The organism is Bradyrhizobium sp. USDA 327 (assembly GCF_041262065.1).
GTDB lineage: Bacteria > Pseudomonadota > Alphaproteobacteria > Rhizobiales > Xanthobacteraceae > Bradyrhizobium > Bradyrhizobium liaoningense.
On record NZ_JBGCCW010000001.1, the window covers coordinates 4,139,622 to 4,155,037 of the forward strand.

Genomic DNA, 15,416 nt, shown 5'->3' on the forward strand with positions numbered 1-15,416 from the left:
GGCACGGCGCGCTAGTGGCGGCGGTCGGTCGCTCAGATGCATGGCCGGATATAAGGTCGGTTGATCTCCCACAACTCCTCGAGCAGGCCGCGCGCGGCCTGCTCGGAATGGATGACGGGGTCGAGCAGCAGCGCTTGCAGCGCCATTTCCTTCGAGGCATGCATCGCCGCCTCCACCGCCATCTGCTGAACCTGAACCTGGGTCGTCATCAGCTTGGCCACGCCATCGGGCAGCGGCCCGAGCGAGACAGGATGGATGCCCGCGGCATCTACCACCACCGGCACCTCGACCGCGGCATCGGCCGGCAGGTTCGGGATCACCTGTCGATTGTGGACGACGGCGGATTCGATGAGTTGCTTGCGGTTATGAACGATGGCGGCGATGATGCCGATCGCGCGTTCCCCCGACGGCACCGACCACCAGTCCGGCACATCGGCACGACCGGCGAGCACGTCATCAATTATCCGCGTCAGTTTCGCGCGTTCGCTCTCGTCCCAGTCAAAGTTGTAGCCACCCTCGCCGGCCTCCCAGCCGAACGAGAGATACTCGCCGACGTGACCGTCGCCGCAGCCGAGCCAGTAGCCGAAGGCATGCAACAGCTTGCGCGTCAGGGGTGAGAAGGTGGGATCGAAATCCCGCTCCTTCTCACGCAACAGCGGATAGAGGTCCTCACCCGTCTCGCGATCCCGAATTTCGGTCAGACATTGGAAGTGATTGAGGCCCGCGCCCCACACATCCACCCGGCTTTCCGGCATCCCCAGGATTCGGGCGACATCGCCGCGGGCAAGGAATATTCCGTGGCAGAGGCCGACGCTGCGAATCCTGCTGTAGCGCCCGAGCGCCAGGATGATGCGGCTTTCCGGATTGGAGAAGTTGATGAAGGTCGCACGCGGGCAGCGGAGCTCCATCTCGCGCACGAAGTCGAAGACCACCGGCAAGGTGCGCAGCGTGAAGAACAAACCGCCGGGCCCACCATTCTCGCCCAGCGTATGATGGATGCCAAATTTGCGCGGAATCTCGAAATCGAGCCGCCACAGCCGATTGCGATCGATGGCGGTGGAGTGCACGACGAACTCCGCCCCGTCGAGCGCCGCGCGCCAATCCGTCGTGGCCTCGATGGCATAACCGGCGCCGGATCTCTCGTTGAGCAGTTTCGCGAGCCGCATCGACCGGCCGAGCCGGTCGACGTTTCGTCCGACGAGGACCAGTGTTGAACCGGCCAGATCGCGGGTCGAGAACAGGTCCCGGAACATGCTCATCCCAAAGGACGCGCTGCTCGCGCCGAGAAAGACGATCTTCGTTGGCCGGACCATGCTCTGCTCCTTCGGGAGGCTAGCTGAAGTCGAGCACCATGCGGCCCTCGATCTTGCCGGCCTTCATCCGATCGAAGACGTGGTTGATCTCCGCGAGCGGCACCTTGGCCACCTCGGCCTTCACCTTGCCGTCGGCGGCAAACGCGATGGCTTCGTCGAGGTCGCGCCTCGTACCGACGATGGAGCCGCGCACGGTGATGCGCTTGAGCACGACGTCGAAGATCGGCGTCGGGAATTCGCCCGGCGGCAGGCCGACGAGGCTGACGGTGCCCTTGCGGCGCACCATCTTCAGCGCCTGCGCGAACGCGGCAGTCGAGACAGCCGTCACCAGCACGCCGTGGGCGCCGCCCCCGGTCGCCGCCAGCACCTTGTCCACAGCGCCAGCTGCGAGCGCATCGACCGCGAGATCGGCGCCAGCCTCACGTGCAAGCGCGAGCTTGTCCTCGGCAATGTCGACCGCGACGACCTTGAGCCCCATCGCCTTGGCGTACTGGATCGCGACATGACCCAGCCCGCCGACGCCTGAGATCACCACCCACTCGCCGGGCCTGGCTTCGGTCTCCTTCAATCCCTTGTAGGTGGTGACGCCGGCGCACAGGATCGGCGCGATGGCAGCGAAATCGACCGTCGCCGGCAGCTTCGCGGCGAAGGCGGCCGAGGCGATGACATATTCGGCGAAGCCGCCGTTCACGCTGTAGCCGGTATTGTGCTGGTGCTCGCACAACGTTTCCCAGCCGGTCTCGCAATATTCGCAGGCCATGCAGGCATCATGCAGCCAGGCGACGCCGACGGCGTCGCCGACCTTGAGATTCTTCACGCCGGGCCCCAGCGCGGCGACGATGCCGGCGACCTCATGGCCTGGGATGAAGGGTGGCACCGGCTTTACCGGCCAGTCGCCGGAGGCTGCGTGCAGATCGGTATGGCAGACGCCGCAGGCCTTCACCTTGACCAGGACCTCGCCGGGACCGGGCTGCGGCACCGGCACGTCCTCGATCACCAGCGGCTTGCCGAACTGTTTGACGATTGCGGCTTTCATGGTCGGCATATCTCTGCTCCTTCGCATTGCGAATGGCAGAGTAGCGGCCTCGCGCGGCCGGCACTTGATCCGGGTCAAACCGCCCAATCGTTGCGCAGCGTGCTGCCGTCATGACAGCGCGGTGACAGGACTTCCGCAGCTGAATGTCAGCTATGGAACTTCAGGCCGTCGACGATCTTGTCGATCACCTTGCGCTCCGCGCGCATGGCGATGCCGACGAGATTGAGCTCGGTGCGCGCGACCGCCCTCACCGCCTCGCGGTTGGCGGCATCGTGCGTGGTCTTGAACATGTCCTCGGTATAGACGGCCGGCGTAACGTTCCGAGTGAGCGCGCGGTCCAGCGCTCGCGACAACGCCGGACCGTCGGCGCCATAGATCAGGATCGGCTGGCCGATCAGCGCGTGATACTTCGTCCCCGAGGCGTCTTCATAGGCTTCGCCGATGCAGTCCGGAAATGCCGCGGCGATGCCGCTGGTGAGAAAGGACGCGACGTTGAGCTTCTGCCAGGTTTGGAGATCGGTGCGGATCACGACCGCGATCTTGGTGTCGAACTGCATGGATATCCCTAGCTGTCATTCCGGGTTCGATGCTACGCATCGCCCCGGAATGACAGCAAGAGGGATGGATGGAATCAACCCTTGGCGTCGCAGGCCCAGGCGCGGATCACGCATTCCTTGCCGCCGTACTTGTAGCATTCGCGCGTGGCGGCATTGAGCGAGGCCGAGATCTTCGGCTTGACGGCATAGCCATAGGCGCCGCAGGGATTTGTCATATCGACCGACATCGCGGCACAGGCGCGCTTCATCGTCACCGTGGTGCAATCGCCCTTGCACTGCTTCTGCGCCGCGGCGCGGGCCTCGTGCTCGTGGCCATAGTCATAGGCCTGGCCATAAGCGCCGCACTTACCGACCGCAAAGGCGCCGGCGGCATGGGCTTCGGTGATGTAACGGGCACCGGTGACACAGACGGACAGCGCAAAGAAAAACATCGCGCAACGGCGCGCGACGACGTTCGAAGCCATGGAAAAACCCCTCCCCCCAAGGCAGGTGGAGGCGACTCTAAGCGGCGGTCGTTTCCAGATGGTGAACGGGTGGTTGAAAATTGGTGGGCTTGGGAAGTGGCGTAGGGTGGATTAGCGCAGCGTAATCCACCTCTGTTTGTTTCCGCAGAGAAATACAGTGGTGGATTACGCCTTCGGCTAATCCACCCTACGGCGCCCTCATCCGCGTCTTGCCGCTTCCAGCGCCTGCGGCGTGTCGATGTCGAGGAAGGCGCTCTCGCCGTCGACGGGCACTTCGGCCACCGCCTCGGCATGCCTGGCGATCAGGTGGCGCGCGCCGACGTCGCCGTCGAGCGTCATCAGTTCCTTGAAGAAGCGGCGCGACCACAGCACGGGATTGCCGCGGCGGCCTTCGCTGACGGGCACGACGATGAGATTGCCGCGGTCGGGCGCAAAGCTGTCGATGAGGCGGTCGATCAGGCCGGCATCGATCAGCGGCATGTCGCCGAGGCACACCACGGCGCCGCCGCAGGTCTCCGGCACGGCTGCGATGCCCGCCTTGACCGAGCTGGCGATGCCGCCGGCGAAATCCGGATTGCGGACGAATTTCACGTTCAGGCCCTGCAAAGCCTGCTCGACCAGCTCGGCCTGGTGCCCGGTCACGACGATCACCTCCGATGCTTTCGAGGCCAGCGCCTGCTCGGTCGCAAGGCGCACCAGCTTCTTGCCGTCGAGCTCGGCGAGCAGCTTGTTCGGGCCGCCCATGCGGGTCGAACGGCCCGCCGCGAGCACGATGGCCGCGACCTGGCTGTTGCCCTCCGTCTCCGGCTTTGCGCGCGGCTGCGGCCGCGTCACGATTTCCATCAGGAGACCGCCGACTCCCATCCCCATCAGCTCGGACCGTGTCACCTTGATGCCGGCGAGGAGCCGCATCAAGACCCAGTCAAATCCGTTCTCGACCGGCGAGCGCGCACAACCCGGCGCGCCCAGCACCGGGACGCCGCCGGCGCGGGCGATCAGCAGCAGATTGCCGGGATCGACCGGCATGCCGAAATGCTCGATCTCGCCGCCGATGCCGGTAACGGCCGCGGGGATCACGTCGCGGCGATCGGCGATCGCAGAGGCGCCGAACACGATGACGAGCTCGGCACCAAGGCCGAGCAAGTCCTTGATCGCGGCCGACAGCGCCTGCTCCTCATGCGGGACACGCCGCTCGGCAATGATGCTGGCGCCGGCCGGCGCGAGGCGCTCGGCGGTGACGCGCAGGGTCTTGTCGATCACCTTGGAGGACAGGCCCGGTAGCAGCGTCGAGACGATGCCGACGCGCTTGATCACGTAAGGGGCGATCTTAAGGACGTCCTTGCCGGCGGCCTTCACTGCCGCATCTCGCAAAACGCCCTCGACGCCGAACGGGATGATCTTGACGGTGCCGACCATCTCGCCCTCGACCACCGGCTTGTAGGCGGTGAGCGTCGCGAAGGTGATGGCCTCGTCGACATTGTTGATGCGGTCGACCGCAGCGCGGTCGATCACCAGCACGCCGGGCTGCGCGGCAAACAGATTGGCACGGCCGGTGAAGGCGCGCTCGACATGAATACCCTCGCCGCCGATGGCGAGCGCGATGCTGGCGGCCGCAACGTCCTCGGAGACGTCACCCGCCTCCATCCGCACCACGACGATGTCCTTGATACCGGCACGCTCCAGCGCCTCGACCTCGGCGGCGCCGATCGTCGTGCCTTTCTTCAGCACCAGCGGTCCCTGACGCAGGGTGTGGACGGTCACCCCGCCGATCGCATCCCTCGGGCTCGCCGGTCCAAACTTCATGCCGCTTCTTCTTTTTCTTTTGGAGGCAGCCGAAGCACGGCGGTGATCTCGGCCATGATCGCCACCGCGATCTCGGATGGAGAGACCGCGCCGATCGGAAGGCCAATGGGCGCGTGGATGCGCGCGATGTCGCTTTCCTTGGCGCCCTGCGCCCGCAACCGGTCGGCACGCTTGGCATGCGTCTTTCGCGAGCCGAGCGCGCCGATATAGAAGCAGTTGCGCTCGAAGGCGTGCAGCAGCGCGGGATCGTCAATCTTGGGATCGTGCGTTACCGCGACGAAGGCGGTGTAGGCATCGACGTTGAGCGGCGGCAGCGCCGTGTCGGGCCATTCGGCGATCAGCGGAATGTCCGGGAAGCGCTCGGGGCTTGCGAAGGCCGTGCGTGGATCGACGACAGTCACGTCGTAGCCGAGCGAGCGCGCCAGCGGCGCCAGCGCCTGGCTGATATGGACCGCGCCGACGATGACGAGCTTTGCCGTCGGCGCGTAGACGTTGAGGAACAGCTTCTTGCCGCCAGCCTCGACACTGGCGCTCTTGCCCATGCGAAGCTGCTTCTCCAGCTCGGTGCGCAAGGGATCCCTGGCAAAATCCTTCGCCTTCACCAGCCGCTGCTCGCCGCTCTCGGTGTCGGTCACCAGGATCACCGGCCGGCGCGCGGCGCGCTCGGCATTGAGTTCGTGCAGGATTGCGAGCTTCACGACTAACCGACCTTCTCGACGAAGACGCGGATGGTGCCGCCGCAGGACAGCCCGACATTCCAGGCGGTCTCGTCGGCCACGCCGAACTCCAGCATCCTCGGCTTGCCGCTCTGGATCACGTCCATGGCCTCGGTCACCACGGCGCCCTCGACGCAGCCGCCGGAGACCGAGCCGAGGAAGGTGCCCTCGTCGTTGATGACGAGGCTCGAGCCCGCCGGGCGCGGCGCCGAACCCCAGGTCTCCACAACGGTGGCGAGCGCGACGCCACGACCGGCCTTCTGCCAGTCCTCCGCCGCCTTCAGGATATCCTCGTCGCGATCGAGCATTGGGTGCCTCTCAAGCTGCGGAGCGGATCAGGCTGCGGTGATGCGGCGGCAGCGGCCCGGAGAGCGTCGTGATCAGCTCCTGGATCGAACTCAAATTATGTACCGGGCGGAATTCGTCAACGTGGGGAAGCATCATTTTGATGCCCTGCGCCTTGGCCTCGAAACCGCCGAACCTCAACAGCGGGTTGAGCCAGATCAGCCGGCGGCAGGACCGGTGCAGCCGGTCCATCTCGAAGGCCAGCTTGGAATCGGCCTCCCGCTCCAGCCCGTCGGAAATCAGCAGCACGATGGCGCCCTGGCTCAGCACGCGCCGCGCCCACAATTTGTTGAAGTTGTGCAGCGAGGCCGAGATCCGGGTGCCGCCGGCCCAGTCCTCGACCGAGGCCGAGCAGCTCGCCAGCGCCTCGTCGGGGTCGCGCTGGCGCAGCGCGCGGCTGACATTGGTCAGACGGGTGCCGAACAGGAACACCGAGACGCGCTTGCGCGCGTCGGTGATGGCGTGGAGGAAGTGCAGGAACAGGCGGGTGTACTCGCTCATTGAGCCCGAGATATCGAGCAGCGCGACGATCGGCGCCGGCTTCTGGACCCGCCCGAGGCGATGGATGTCGATGATGTCGCCGCCGGTGCGGAGCGATGCGCGGAGCGTGCGGCGCAGGTCGAGCCGCAGGCCCCGGGGGTCGGGCTGGCGCCGGCGCGTCAGAAGCTCCGCCTGCGGCAGGTGCATCCGCTCGACGGCGCGGAGCGCCTCGGCGATCTCGGCCGCGCTCATCTGCGCGAAATCCTTCTTCTGAAGGATCTCCTTGTCGGAGACCGACAGGCGCAGATCCTGCTCCTGGTGCTGCGGCGTCTCCGTCATCCGCGGCTGCGACATCGCCTCCTGCACGCGGCGCGCGCCCGCCTGCGGCTTCTTCTTGGCCTGCTCCGGCAGCGGCACCGAATCCAGCATGTGCTTCCATTGTTCCGAGGCGCGGAAGAACAGGTTGAAGGCCTGCTTGAAGATCAGCGCATGCTCGTGACGCTTGACGAAGATCGCCTCCAGCGTCGTGAAGACGTCGGCGCGGTTGCCGATGTCGATCACCTCGAGCGCATTCATGGCGTCGATCACCGCACCCGGCCCGACGGGAATGCCGGCGGCACGCAACGCGCGGGCGAAGCCGACGATGTTGTCGGCGAACTGCTCGGTCTGCTCCGGGGCAAGGTGGTTGATGGCCATGGGTCCACACTCTCGGTCGTCATTCCGGAGCGCGCCTCTTGGCGCGAGCCCGGAATCCATACTCCCGATCGTGGTTATGGATTCCGGGCTCGCGCTGACGCGCCCCGGAATGACGAGTTAGTCATGACGCACGCGCGTCAATTCTCGCTCGTGGCTTCCTTCAGCACCTTCTGCAAGGCATCGCCCTGCATCCGGGTGATGTCGTCCTGATACTTCAGCAGCGCACCCAGCGTGTCGCCGACCACTTGCGGGGTCAGCGACCGGGCATCGAGCTCGGACAGGGCGGTCGCCCAGTCGATGGTCTCGGCGACACCCGGCGACTTGTAGAAATCCTGGTTGCGCAGCGCCTGCACGAAGCGCACGACCTGCTGCGAGAGCTTGGCGGAGATGCCGGGCACGCGCATCTTGACGATCGCAAGCTCACGCTCGGCGGCAGGATAATCCACCCAGTGATAGAGGCAGCGCCGCTTCAGCGCGTCGTGGATCTCGCGGGTACGGTTGGAGGTGATGATGACGATCGGCGGATGCGGCGCCTTCACGGTGCCGAATTCGGGGATGGTCACCTGGAAGTCGCTGAGGATTTCGAGCAGGTAGGCCTCGAACGCCTCGTCGGCGCGGTCGAGCTCGTCGATCAGCAGCACCGGCGGACCGGCGACGTCGGGCTCCAGCGCCTGAAGCAGCGGCCGCTTGATCATGTAGCGGTCGGCGAAGATATCGCTCGAGAGCTGGTCGCGATCGGTATCGCCGGCGGCTTCCGCCATCCGGATCGCGATCATCTGCGCGGCGCTGTTCCACTCGTAGACCGCGGAGGAGACGTCGAGGCCTTCATAGCATTGGAGGCGGATCAGCTTCCGCCCCAGCGCCGCCGAGAGCACCTTGGCGATCTCGGTCTTGCCGACGCCGGCCTCGCCCTCCAGGAACAGCGGCCGGCCCATGCGCAAGGCGAGGTAGGTCACCGTCGCAAGCGACCGCTCGGCGAGGTAGCCCCGCGACGTCAGAAGTTCGAGCATCGCATCGACCGATGCCGGCAAAGCACCGGACGAATTGGGCGTTGAAGTCATGAGAAAGCCAGTCTTACTACGCCCTCATCGGGACATGTTCGGGGCCGATGCGTGAGGTCACCTCACGCCTTGGCGTTGGCGGCATCGACGGCACGCCGCGTCAGCACCCCGATGAGGTGCGCGCGGTATTCGGCGCTGCCGTGGATATCGCTGTTGAGACCTTCCGCCGGCACCGCGATGCCTTCCAGCGCCTTCGAGGCGAAGCGCTTCTTCAGGGCCTCCTCGAATGCGGTGACGCGGAACACGCCTTCGGAGCCGGCACCGGTAACGGCAACGCGCACATCCGAAGGACGCCGCGCCACGAACACGCCGACCAGCGCGTAACGAGAGGCCTGGTTGCGGAACTTGATGTAGGCTGCCTTTTTCGGCAACGGAAACATCACCTTGGTGATGATCTCGTCGGCTTCGAGCGCCGTGGTGAACAGGCCCTGGAAGAACTCTTCGGCCTTCAGGCGGCGCTTGTTGGTGACGATGGTGGCGCCGAGCGCGAGCACCGCGGCCGGATAGTCGGCGGTCGGATCGTTGTTGGCGAGCGAGCCGCCGATCGTACCCTTGTGGCGCACGGCAGGATCGCCGATCTGGCTCGCAAGGTTCGCCAGCGCCGGGATCGCCTCACCGACGATGGCGGAGGTCGCGACCTCGGCGTGCCTGGCGGTGGCGCCGATCACCAGCGCGCGGCCCTTCATCTCGATCGCGTTGAGCCCCTCGATATGGGAGAGGTCGACCAGATGCGGGGGGCTTGCGAGGCGCTGCTTCATGACGGGAATCAGCGTGTGGCCGCCGGCGATCACCTTGGCGTCTTCGTTCTTCACCAGGAGGTTGGCCGCCTGGCGAACCGTCCCAGGGCGATGATATTTGAATTCGTACATCTGGATGTCCTGATCGCGGGATGCGCGTTACGCGAGGTCGGATTTCGCCATCGCCTTTGCGCCGGCGGAAATCGAAGCGACGATGTTCTGATAGCCCGTGCAGCGGCAGAGATTGCCTTCGAGCTCCTCGCGAATCGTGTGGTCGTCGAGTTCGTGGCCCTTGCGGTGCACGATGTCGATCGCGGTCATGATCATGCCCGGCGTGCAGAAGCCGCACTGCAGGCCATGGTGTTCGCGAAAGGCCTCCTGCATCGGATGCAGCGGCGCGCCGTCGGCGGCCAGTCCCTCGATCGTCTTGACCTCGTGGCCATCGGCCATCACCGCAAGCGTGGTGCAGGACTTCACGGCCTTGCCGTCGAGATGCACGACGCAGGCGCCGCACTGCGAGGTGTCGCAGCCGACATGGGTGCCGGTCAGCTTCAGATTCTCGCGCAGAAACTGCACCAGAAGCGTGCGTGGATCGACATTGGCCGTCACAGGATTGCCGTTCACGATGAGGGAGATTTTTGCCATAAGCACTCTCTATCAGCGCCCCGACGGGGCCGTCGAAGCGGTTCTTATAATTATTCCAGCCCATCATATGGGCCAATATGCCCGGGGGCAACATCGCCCGGAACGCAAGGCGCCATGCCGAAAGCGATAGGTGTCAGCCTTGTACCGCCTTGGCGAAGTTCGCGAAAAATTCGTCGGCCAGTTTCTTGGCGGTGCCGTTGATGAGGCGCTGGCCGAGCTGCGCCAACTTGCCGCCGATCTGCGCCTCGACATCGTACGACAGCAGCGTGCCGCCGTCCTTCTCCGCGAGCTTGACCACCGCGCCGCCCTTGGCGAATCCGGCCACCCCGCCCTCGCCCTCACCGGAGATCTTGTAACCATTCGGCGGGTCGAGATCGGACAGCGTGACCTTGCCCTTGAAGCGCGCCGACACCGGGCCGACCTTCATTTTAGCCGTTGCGCGGAAGCCGCCGTCGTCGGTCTTCTCCAGCTCCTCGCAGCCGGGGATGCAGACCTTCAGCACCTCGGGGTCGTTGAGCTTGGCCCACACGGCCTCGCGCGGCGCCGCAAGCTGGACTTCGCCGTTCATCGTCATGGCCATGAGGTGCCTCCCGGGTCGGATAACTATAGTGCTGATCAAGTAACGCAGCGGCGCGGCAAAGGAAAGGGCGGGGCCGGGTCACGTGCAATGCATATTCGCAACTGCAAAAAAACGTGTGGAGCCGGTTGGGGATTGGCACAGCCGGGCCATGATGATTAGGTCGCGCGCAAGATGAGCACATCCCTCTCCCCCCTGCTCGCGCCGATGCTGTCGAGCGCCGCCATGCGCGCGGTCTGCGACGACCGGTCTACCCTGCAGAACATGCTCGATTTCGAGGCAGCCCTGGCACGCGCCGAGGCCGCCACGGCTGTGATTCCGGCATCCGCCATCGGTCCAATTGAGGCCGCGTGCAAGGCCGATTGCTTCGACATGGCCGCACTGGCCGAGGCCGCGACGCGATCGGGAAATCTCGCGATTCCCCTGGTCAAGATGCTGACCGCCCATGTCGGCAAGACCGACGCGGAGGCCGCGCGCTACGTGCATTGGGGCGCGACCAGCCAGGACGTTATCGACACCGCGACGATGCTGACGCTTCGTGCCGGCATCGATGCATTGGATGTCGACCTCAGCCGCGCCATCAAGGGCTTTGCCGCACTGGCGCGCAGCCATCGCAACACCGCGATGGTGGCGCGGACCTGGCTCCAGCATGCGCTGCCGATGCCGTTCGGGCTGAAGGCGGCTGAATATGCCGCAAGCCTTGCCCGCGCCCGCTGCCGCCTGCGGCGGCTCTCCCGCGAGGGCCTGGCGCTGCAATTCGGCGGTGCCGCCGGCACGCTCGCCGCGCTCGGCGACAGGGGGATCGCGGTTGCCGAACGGCTGGCGCAGGAGCTCGACCTGCCGCTGCCGGAGGCGCCCTGGCACACCCATCGCGACCGCATCGCCGAGGCTGCATCCTGCCTCGCGATTCTCGCCGGCAGCTGCGGCAAGATCGCGCGCGACGTCTCGCTGCTGATGCAGACCGACGTCGCCGAAGCCTTCGAGCCCGCCGGCGAGGGCCGCGGCGGCTCCTCGACCATGCCGCACAAGCGCAACCCGGTCGCCGCCGCGAGCGCGCTGGGCGCCGCCACCATGGCGCCGCAGCTCGCCGCCACGATTTTTGCCGCGCAGGTGCAGGATCACGAGCGCAGCGCCGGCCCCTGGCACGCGGAATGGCCGACGCTGCCGCAACTGATGCTGGTCACCTCCGGCGCGCTTGCGGCGATCGTCGACATCGCCGAGGGTCTCGAGGTCGATGCGGCGCGCATGCGCAGCAATCTCGATGCGACGCAGGGACTGATCATGGCCGAGGCGGTCACCTTCGCGCTGGCCGAAAAGATCGGCAAGGGCGACGCGCATCATCTGATCGAGGCCGCGAGCAGGCGCGCGGTCGCCGAGAGGAAGCATCTGCGTGAGGTGCTGTCGGCCGATACGCAGGTGACCGCGCACCTTTCGCCGGAAAAAATTGCGGCATTGTTCGAGCCGATGGCCTATCAAGGGGCCTCCCAAGCCCTGATCGACCGGCTGCTCGACAGCCTCGACCGCGAATAAGAACCGCAAATACGACGGAGACGCCGCATGCCCATGATCGATGCCGACGGTTGCCTGCTCAACGTCTCCGTCGAGGGCCGCGACGGCGGGCCCACCTTGATGCTGTCCAATTCGCTGGGCTGCACGCTTCAGATGTGGGAGCCGCAGATGAAGGCGCTGACGCAGGTGTTCCGCGTCATCCGCTACGACCGCCGCGGCCATGGCAAGTCCGGCGTTCCGCCCGGCCCCTACACGATGGAGCGTTTCGGCCGCGACGTGCTGGCGATCCTCGACGATCTCAACATCGAGAAAGTTCATTGGTGCGGCCTGTCGATGGGCGGCATGGTTGGGCAATGGCTCGGCGCCAACGCGCCTGAAAGGTTCGGCAAGCTCATCCTCGCCAACACCTCCTGCTATTATGCCGAGCCGACCAGATGGCTCGAACGCATCGACGCCGTGAAGAAGGGCGGCATCGCCGCAGTCGCGGACGCCGTGATCGCGGGCTGGCTCACCCAGGATTTCCGCGAGCGCGAGCCTGAGATCACCGCGAGGATGAAGTCGATGCTGCTCGCCTCGCCGGTCGAGGGTTATCTTGCCTGCTGCGAGGCGCTGTCGACGCTCGACCAGCGTGAGTTGCTGCCGAGGATCAAGAGCCCGACGCTCGTGATCGCCGGCCGCCACGACCAGGCGACGCCGATCTCGGCGGGCGAGTTGATCCGCTCGAACATTCCCGGCGCCAGCATGACCATCATCGACGCCGCGCACATTTCCAACGTCGAGCAGCCGCATGCATTCACCGATGCGGTGGTGGGATTTTTGACGCAGCGTTAGCAACGACCTTCGTCATTCCGGGGCGATGCGCAGCATCGAACCCGGAATCTCGATCGGCATTCGCAACCTCGAGATTCCGGGTTCGCCTCTTCGAGGCGCCCCGGAATGACTCATTCGGAGGAAACACATGGACGACCAGAAGCGCCGCGATGCCGGCATGACCGTGCGCCGCAAGGTGCTCGGCAATGCCTGGGTCGACAAGTCGATCGCGAACCGCAATGCCTTCAACACCGACTTCCAGGACATGATCACGCGCTACGCCTGGGGCGAGATCTGGACGCGGCCGCATTTCGACGAGCGCACGCGGCGCGTGCTGGTGATCGGCACCATGGTCGCGCTCGGGCAATGGGACGAATTTCGCCTGCACGTGCGTGCGGCGCTCGCCGAGGGCGGCTTCACGCCTGATGACATCAAGGAAATCCTGCTTCAGCAGGCGATCTATTGCGGCGTGCCGGCGGTGAACCACGCCGTCAAGGAAGCCTCAGCGATTGTGCAGGAGCTAGGCCTGCTCAAGACCTAGCGGGCTCAAGGCTTGGCGGCGCGGCGATCTCCGACGTCTTCGGCGCTGCCGCCGGCTTCTCGATCACCACCACGATCGCGGCGCCGAGCAAGAGCAGGAGCTCGGTGGCATGCAGCCGGAGCGCGGCCATCTCGCCGACCTTCGAGGCCATCACCATGCTGGCAAACGAGATCAGGCTGCCGATCGCCAGCGCAATGCCGAGCGCCTCGTCGCTGCCGCCGTTCTTGCGGATTCGGGGAATGCAGAGCAGCACGAGGTAGATCGCAAAGAACGCCACGACCGTCAGCCGGCCCAGCGCAAGCAGCCAGGCGGCGCGCACCGTGTCCATCCCCGCCATCTGGAGATGGTCGCTCAGGAACAGCGCGACCGCAACGCTCGGGCGCTCGTAGAGGCCGTGCACCGGGGCGACAATGATGTTGAAGGCAACCATCGCCCAGGCCGGAATGAAATAGGCCGCCAGCAGCGCGCCGTTGACCGAACCGATCCGCCAATTCCCGAACATGCCGCTTCCCGCCTGTTTGCCGGCCTTCGACGAAAAGGCCGCGGCTTCGCCGAGCTAACTCGCATCAGACCGTGGCGGCAATTTAAACTCTTTGTTTACCTTAACTGCCCTGGGGACGGGGAACTGTGCTAGGGACTTGGGTGGCAAAAGGGAAGCCCCGCCTCTCGGCAGGGCCTCCTCACTCCTGGGCTCCCAAACTCGCTATTCCTGACCGCGCTGGCCGCCCTGTTGCTGGCCTGGACGATCGCCTTGGCGCATCGGGTCGTTCTGCTGCTGCTGTCCGGGTTTCTGGCCGCCGCCCTGCTGCTGCCCGGGCTGTTGACCTGGGCGCTGCTGGCCGGGGTTTTGACTCTGCTGGCCCGGATTCTGGTTCTGCTGCTTCGTCATTTCGGGAAACTCCCTTGTTGGACGTCAGAGCTGAGACAACGGCGGGCATCCACTTTGGTTGCCTGAGGGAACCCGGTTCCTCGCAGTTGCGGAACCGGAAAAGACGACAGTCGTAACGAAATGACCCTTGTACAAGCCCGTCTGCCGCGGCTTCGCTAGTTGCGGCCGCCAGTTCCCTCCTGTTACAAAACCTGAAGAATGCTCAAGGGCTGCCGGGGCCCGAGAAGAAACTCTAGACCTCTCTCTCGAATAGCTCCCTTTGAGCGGCGTCAGGTTTGGTAAACGGCAGCCCATGGATTATTTCGCCCAGCAGCTCATCAACGGTCTCGTCCTGGGCTCGATCTACGGCCTGATCGCGATCGGCTACACGATGGTCTACGGCATCGTCGGCATGATCAACTTCGCCCATGGCGACGTCTTCATGATCGGCGGCTTCATTGCCCTGATCACCTTCGTGATCCTGATCTCGTTCGGGCTGACCGCCATCCCCGTGATCCTGCTCGTCGTGCTGCTGGTCTCGATGGCGATCACCGCGCTCTATGGCTGGACCATCGAGCGCATCGCCTACCGGCCCCTGCGCCACTCCTTCCGGCTCGCTCCGATGCTGTCGGCAATCGGCATGTCCTTCGTGCTCACCAACTATTCGCAGGTGGCGCAAGGCGCGCGCGTCAAGCCGATCCCGCCCTTCATCACCGGCGGCTACACGCTGCACGAGAGCGCGGACGGCTTCGTGATCCAGCTCTCCAACATCCAGATCATGGTGGTCGTCACGACCATCATGCTGCTGGCGATCTTCACCTGGCTGGTCTCCCGCACCCGGCTCGGGCGCGACATGCGCGCCTGCGAGCAGGACCAGACCATGGCGGCCCTGCTCGGCGTCGACGTCGACCGCACCATCTCCATGACCTTCGTGATCGGCGCCGCGCTCGCTGCGGTGGCCGGCCTGATGTACCTGCTCTATTACGGCCTCGTCGACTTCTTCATGGGCTTCGTCGCCGGCATCAAGGCGTTCACCGCTGCCGTGCTCGGCGGCATCGGCTCATTGCCCGGCGCCATGCTCGGAGGGCTTGCGATCGGCCTGATCGAGACGTTCTGGTCGGCCTATTTCTCGGTCGAATACAAGGACGTCGCGGCGTTCTCGATTTTGATCGTCGTGCTGATCTTCATGCCGACCGGCCTGCTCGGTCGTCCCGAAGTCGAAAAAGTCTGACGGTCACGCGTGGCAGCTCCCTCGACC

General features: G+C 65.4%; 18 protein-coding genes. 4 read left to right on the plus strand and 14 right to left on the minus strand.

Annotated features, from left to right (window positions below; genetic code table 11):
• Nucleotides 1-32: 32 nt before the first annotated feature.
• The 12 genes from ABIA42_RS19380 to ABIA42_RS19435 form a co-directional block, all read right to left on the minus strand.
• Nucleotides 33-1,313 (minus strand): alpha-glucosidase/alpha-galactosidase, encoded by a 1,281-nt coding sequence (locus ABIA42_RS19380; RefSeq protein ID WP_271532859.1) that lies wholly within the window; start codon nt 1,311-1,313, stop codon nt 33-35.
• 19 nt (nt 1,314-1,332) lie between these two features.
• A complete protein-coding gene (adhP, locus tag ABIA42_RS19385) occupies nt 1,333-2,358 on the minus strand; it encodes an alcohol dehydrogenase AdhP (protein WP_271532861.1) in 1,026 nt (341 codons plus the stop codon).
• A 137-nt stretch (nt 2,359-2,495) separates the two neighbouring features.
• Entirely contained in the window at nt 2,496-2,906 is a 411-nt protein-coding gene (locus ABIA42_RS19390; RefSeq protein WP_028179262.1) for a DUF2000 family protein, read from the minus strand.
• Nucleotides 2,907-2,980: 74 nt separating this feature from the next.
• Nucleotides 2,981-3,370 (minus strand): DUF4189 domain-containing protein, encoded by a 390-nt coding sequence (locus tag ABIA42_RS19395; RefSeq protein ID WP_271532865.1) that lies wholly within the window; start codon nt 3,368-3,370, stop codon nt 2,981-2,983.
• A 198-nt stretch (nt 3,371-3,568) separates the two neighbouring features.
• Nucleotides 3,569-5,173 carry an NTP transferase domain-containing protein gene (locus ABIA42_RS19400; RefSeq protein WP_370122263.1) on the minus strand — a complete coding sequence of 535 codons (1,605 nt, stop codon included), beginning with the start codon at nt 5,171-5,173 and terminating at the stop codon, nt 3,569-3,571.
• The gene (locus ABIA42_RS19405; RefSeq protein WP_271532869.1) at nt 5,170-5,871 is read right to left on the minus strand and encodes an XdhC family protein; all 702 of its coding nucleotides are present in this window, start codon (nt 5,869-5,871) and stop codon (nt 5,170-5,172) included. The genes ABIA42_RS19400 and ABIA42_RS19405 overlap by 4 nt, the downstream gene beginning before the upstream one ends.
• A gap of 2 nt (nt 5,872-5,873) precedes the next feature.
• On the minus strand, nt 5,874-6,197 hold the full coding sequence (locus tag ABIA42_RS19410; RefSeq protein ID WP_007602422.1) for an XdhC family protein: 324 nt from the start codon (nt 6,195-6,197) through the stop codon (nt 5,874-5,876).
• A gap of 10 nt (nt 6,198-6,207) precedes the next feature.
• Nucleotides 6,208-7,410 carry a VWA domain-containing protein gene (locus ABIA42_RS19415; RefSeq protein WP_370122259.1) on the minus strand — a complete coding sequence of 401 codons (1,203 nt, stop codon included), beginning with the start codon at nt 7,408-7,410 and terminating at the stop codon, nt 6,208-6,210.
• A 137-nt stretch (nt 7,411-7,547) separates the two neighbouring features.
• Nucleotides 7,548-8,471: a MoxR family ATPase gene (locus ABIA42_RS19420; protein ID WP_271532883.1), complete on the minus strand. Its 924-nt coding sequence runs from the start codon at nt 8,469-8,471 to the stop codon at nt 7,548-7,550.
• A gap of 62 nt (nt 8,472-8,533) precedes the next feature.
• The gene (locus ABIA42_RS19425; protein ID WP_271532885.1) at nt 8,534-9,340 is read right to left on the minus strand and encodes a xanthine dehydrogenase family protein subunit M; all 807 of its coding nucleotides are present in this window, start codon (nt 9,338-9,340) and stop codon (nt 8,534-8,536) included.
• A 27-nt stretch (nt 9,341-9,367) separates the two neighbouring features.
• Nucleotides 9,368-9,853, minus strand: a complete 486-nt coding sequence (locus ABIA42_RS19430; RefSeq protein ID WP_028137319.1) for a (2Fe-2S)-binding protein — start codon at nt 9,851-9,853, stop codon at nt 9,368-9,370.
• Nucleotides 9,854-9,986: 133 nt separating this feature from the next.
• Nucleotides 9,987-10,433 carry a carbon monoxide dehydrogenase subunit G gene (locus tag ABIA42_RS19435; RefSeq protein ID WP_028179269.1) on the minus strand — a complete coding sequence of 149 codons (447 nt, stop codon included), beginning with the start codon at nt 10,431-10,433 and terminating at the stop codon, nt 9,987-9,989.
• A gap of 171 nt (nt 10,434-10,604) precedes the next feature.
• Between ABIA42_RS19435 and ABIA42_RS19440 the strand changes: the two genes are divergently transcribed.
• From ABIA42_RS19440 to ABIA42_RS19450, 3 genes are all read left to right on the plus strand, one after another.
• On the plus strand, nt 10,605-11,960 hold the full coding sequence (locus ABIA42_RS19440; RefSeq protein WP_370122254.1) for a 3-carboxy-cis,cis-muconate cycloisomerase: 1,356 nt from the start codon (nt 10,605-10,607) through the stop codon (nt 11,958-11,960).
• A 27-nt stretch (nt 11,961-11,987) separates the two neighbouring features.
• A complete protein-coding gene (gene pcaD / locus ABIA42_RS19445) occupies nt 11,988-12,770 on the plus strand; it encodes a 3-oxoadipate enol-lactonase (RefSeq protein WP_370122251.1) in 783 nt (260 codons plus the stop codon).
• Between the two features lie 127 nt (nt 12,771-12,897).
• Nucleotides 12,898-13,290 (plus strand): carboxymuconolactone decarboxylase family protein, encoded by a 393-nt coding sequence (locus ABIA42_RS19450; RefSeq protein ID WP_271532893.1) that lies wholly within the window; start codon nt 12,898-12,900, stop codon nt 13,288-13,290.
• Here the strand turns inward: ABIA42_RS19450 and ABIA42_RS19455 are convergent.
• Both ABIA42_RS19455 and ABIA42_RS19460 read right to left on the minus strand, forming a co-directional pair.
• Complete coding sequence (locus ABIA42_RS19455) at nt 13,280-13,792, minus strand: hypothetical protein (RefSeq protein WP_370157153.1); 513 nt, start codon at nt 13,790-13,792, stop codon at nt 13,280-13,282. The genes ABIA42_RS19450 and ABIA42_RS19455 overlap by 11 nt on opposite strands.
• A gap of 201 nt (nt 13,793-13,993) precedes the next feature.
• The gene (locus ABIA42_RS19460) at nt 13,994-14,179 is read right to left on the minus strand and encodes a hypothetical protein (protein ID WP_063195310.1); all 186 of its coding nucleotides are present in this window, start codon (nt 14,177-14,179) and stop codon (nt 13,994-13,996) included.
• A gap of 292 nt (nt 14,180-14,471) precedes the next feature.
• Between ABIA42_RS19460 and ABIA42_RS19465 the strand changes: the two genes are divergently transcribed.
• A complete protein-coding gene (locus ABIA42_RS19465; RefSeq protein ID WP_370122245.1) occupies nt 14,472-15,389 on the plus strand; it encodes a branched-chain amino acid ABC transporter permease LivH in 918 nt (305 codons plus the stop codon).
• The last annotated feature ends 27 nt before the right edge of the window (nt 15,390-15,416 follow it).

What these genes read in the sequence shown, in the direction of transcription:
- ABIA42_RS19380 (WP_271532859.1), bottom strand. Translation starts at nt 1,313, where the DNA reads ATGGTCCGGCCAACGAAGATCGTCTTTCTCGGCGCGAGCAGCGCGTCC.
- adhP (WP_271532861.1), bottom strand. Translation starts at nt 2,358, where the DNA reads ATGCCGACCATGAAAGCCGCAATCGTCAAACAGTTCGGCAAGCCGCTG.
- ABIA42_RS19390 (WP_028179262.1), bottom strand. Translation starts at nt 2,906, where the DNA reads ATGCAGTTCGACACCAAGATCGCGGTCGTGATCCGCACCGATCTCCAA.
- ABIA42_RS19395 (WP_271532865.1), bottom strand. Translation starts at nt 3,370, where the DNA reads ATGGCTTCGAACGTCGTCGCGCGCCGTTGCGCGATGTTTTTCTTTGCG.
- ABIA42_RS19400 (WP_370122263.1), bottom strand. Translation starts at nt 5,173, where the DNA reads ATGAAGTTTGGACCGGCGAGCCCGAGGGATGCGATCGGCGGGGTGACC.
- ABIA42_RS19410 (WP_007602422.1), bottom strand. Translation starts at nt 6,197, where the DNA reads ATGCTCGATCGCGACGAGGATATCCTGAAGGCGGCGGAGGACTGGCAG.
- ABIA42_RS19415 (WP_370122259.1), bottom strand. Translation starts at nt 7,410, where the DNA reads ATGGCCATCAACCACCTTGCCCCGGAGCAGACCGAGCAGTTCGCCGAC.
- ABIA42_RS19420 (WP_271532883.1), bottom strand. Translation starts at nt 8,471, where the DNA reads ATGACTTCAACGCCCAATTCGTCCGGTGCTTTGCCGGCATCGGTCGAT.
- ABIA42_RS19425 (WP_271532885.1), bottom strand. Translation starts at nt 9,340, where the DNA reads ATGTACGAATTCAAATATCATCGCCCTGGGACGGTTCGCCAGGCGGCC.
- ABIA42_RS19430 (WP_028137319.1), bottom strand. Translation starts at nt 9,853, where the DNA reads ATGGCAAAAATCTCCCTCATCGTGAACGGCAATCCTGTGACGGCCAAT.
- ABIA42_RS19435 (WP_028179269.1), bottom strand. Translation starts at nt 10,433, where the DNA reads ATGGCCATGACGATGAACGGCGAAGTCCAGCTTGCGGCGCCGCGCGAG.
- ABIA42_RS19440 (WP_370122254.1), top strand. Translation starts at nt 10,605, where the DNA reads ATGAGCACATCCCTCTCCCCCCTGCTCGCGCCGATGCTGTCGAGCGCC.
- pcaD (WP_370122251.1), top strand. Translation starts at nt 11,988, where the DNA reads ATGCCCATGATCGATGCCGACGGTTGCCTGCTCAACGTCTCCGTCGAG.
- ABIA42_RS19450 (WP_271532893.1), top strand. Translation starts at nt 12,898, where the DNA reads ATGGACGACCAGAAGCGCCGCGATGCCGGCATGACCGTGCGCCGCAAG.
- ABIA42_RS19455 (WP_370157153.1), bottom strand. Translation starts at nt 13,792, where the DNA reads ATGTTCGGGAATTGGCGGATCGGTTCGGTCAACGGCGCGCTGCTGGCG.
- ABIA42_RS19460 (WP_063195310.1), bottom strand. Translation starts at nt 14,179, where the DNA reads ATGACGAAGCAGCAGAACCAGAATCCGGGCCAGCAGAGTCAAAACCCC.
- ABIA42_RS19465 (WP_370122245.1), top strand. Translation starts at nt 14,472, where the DNA reads ATGGATTATTTCGCCCAGCAGCTCATCAACGGTCTCGTCCTGGGCTCG.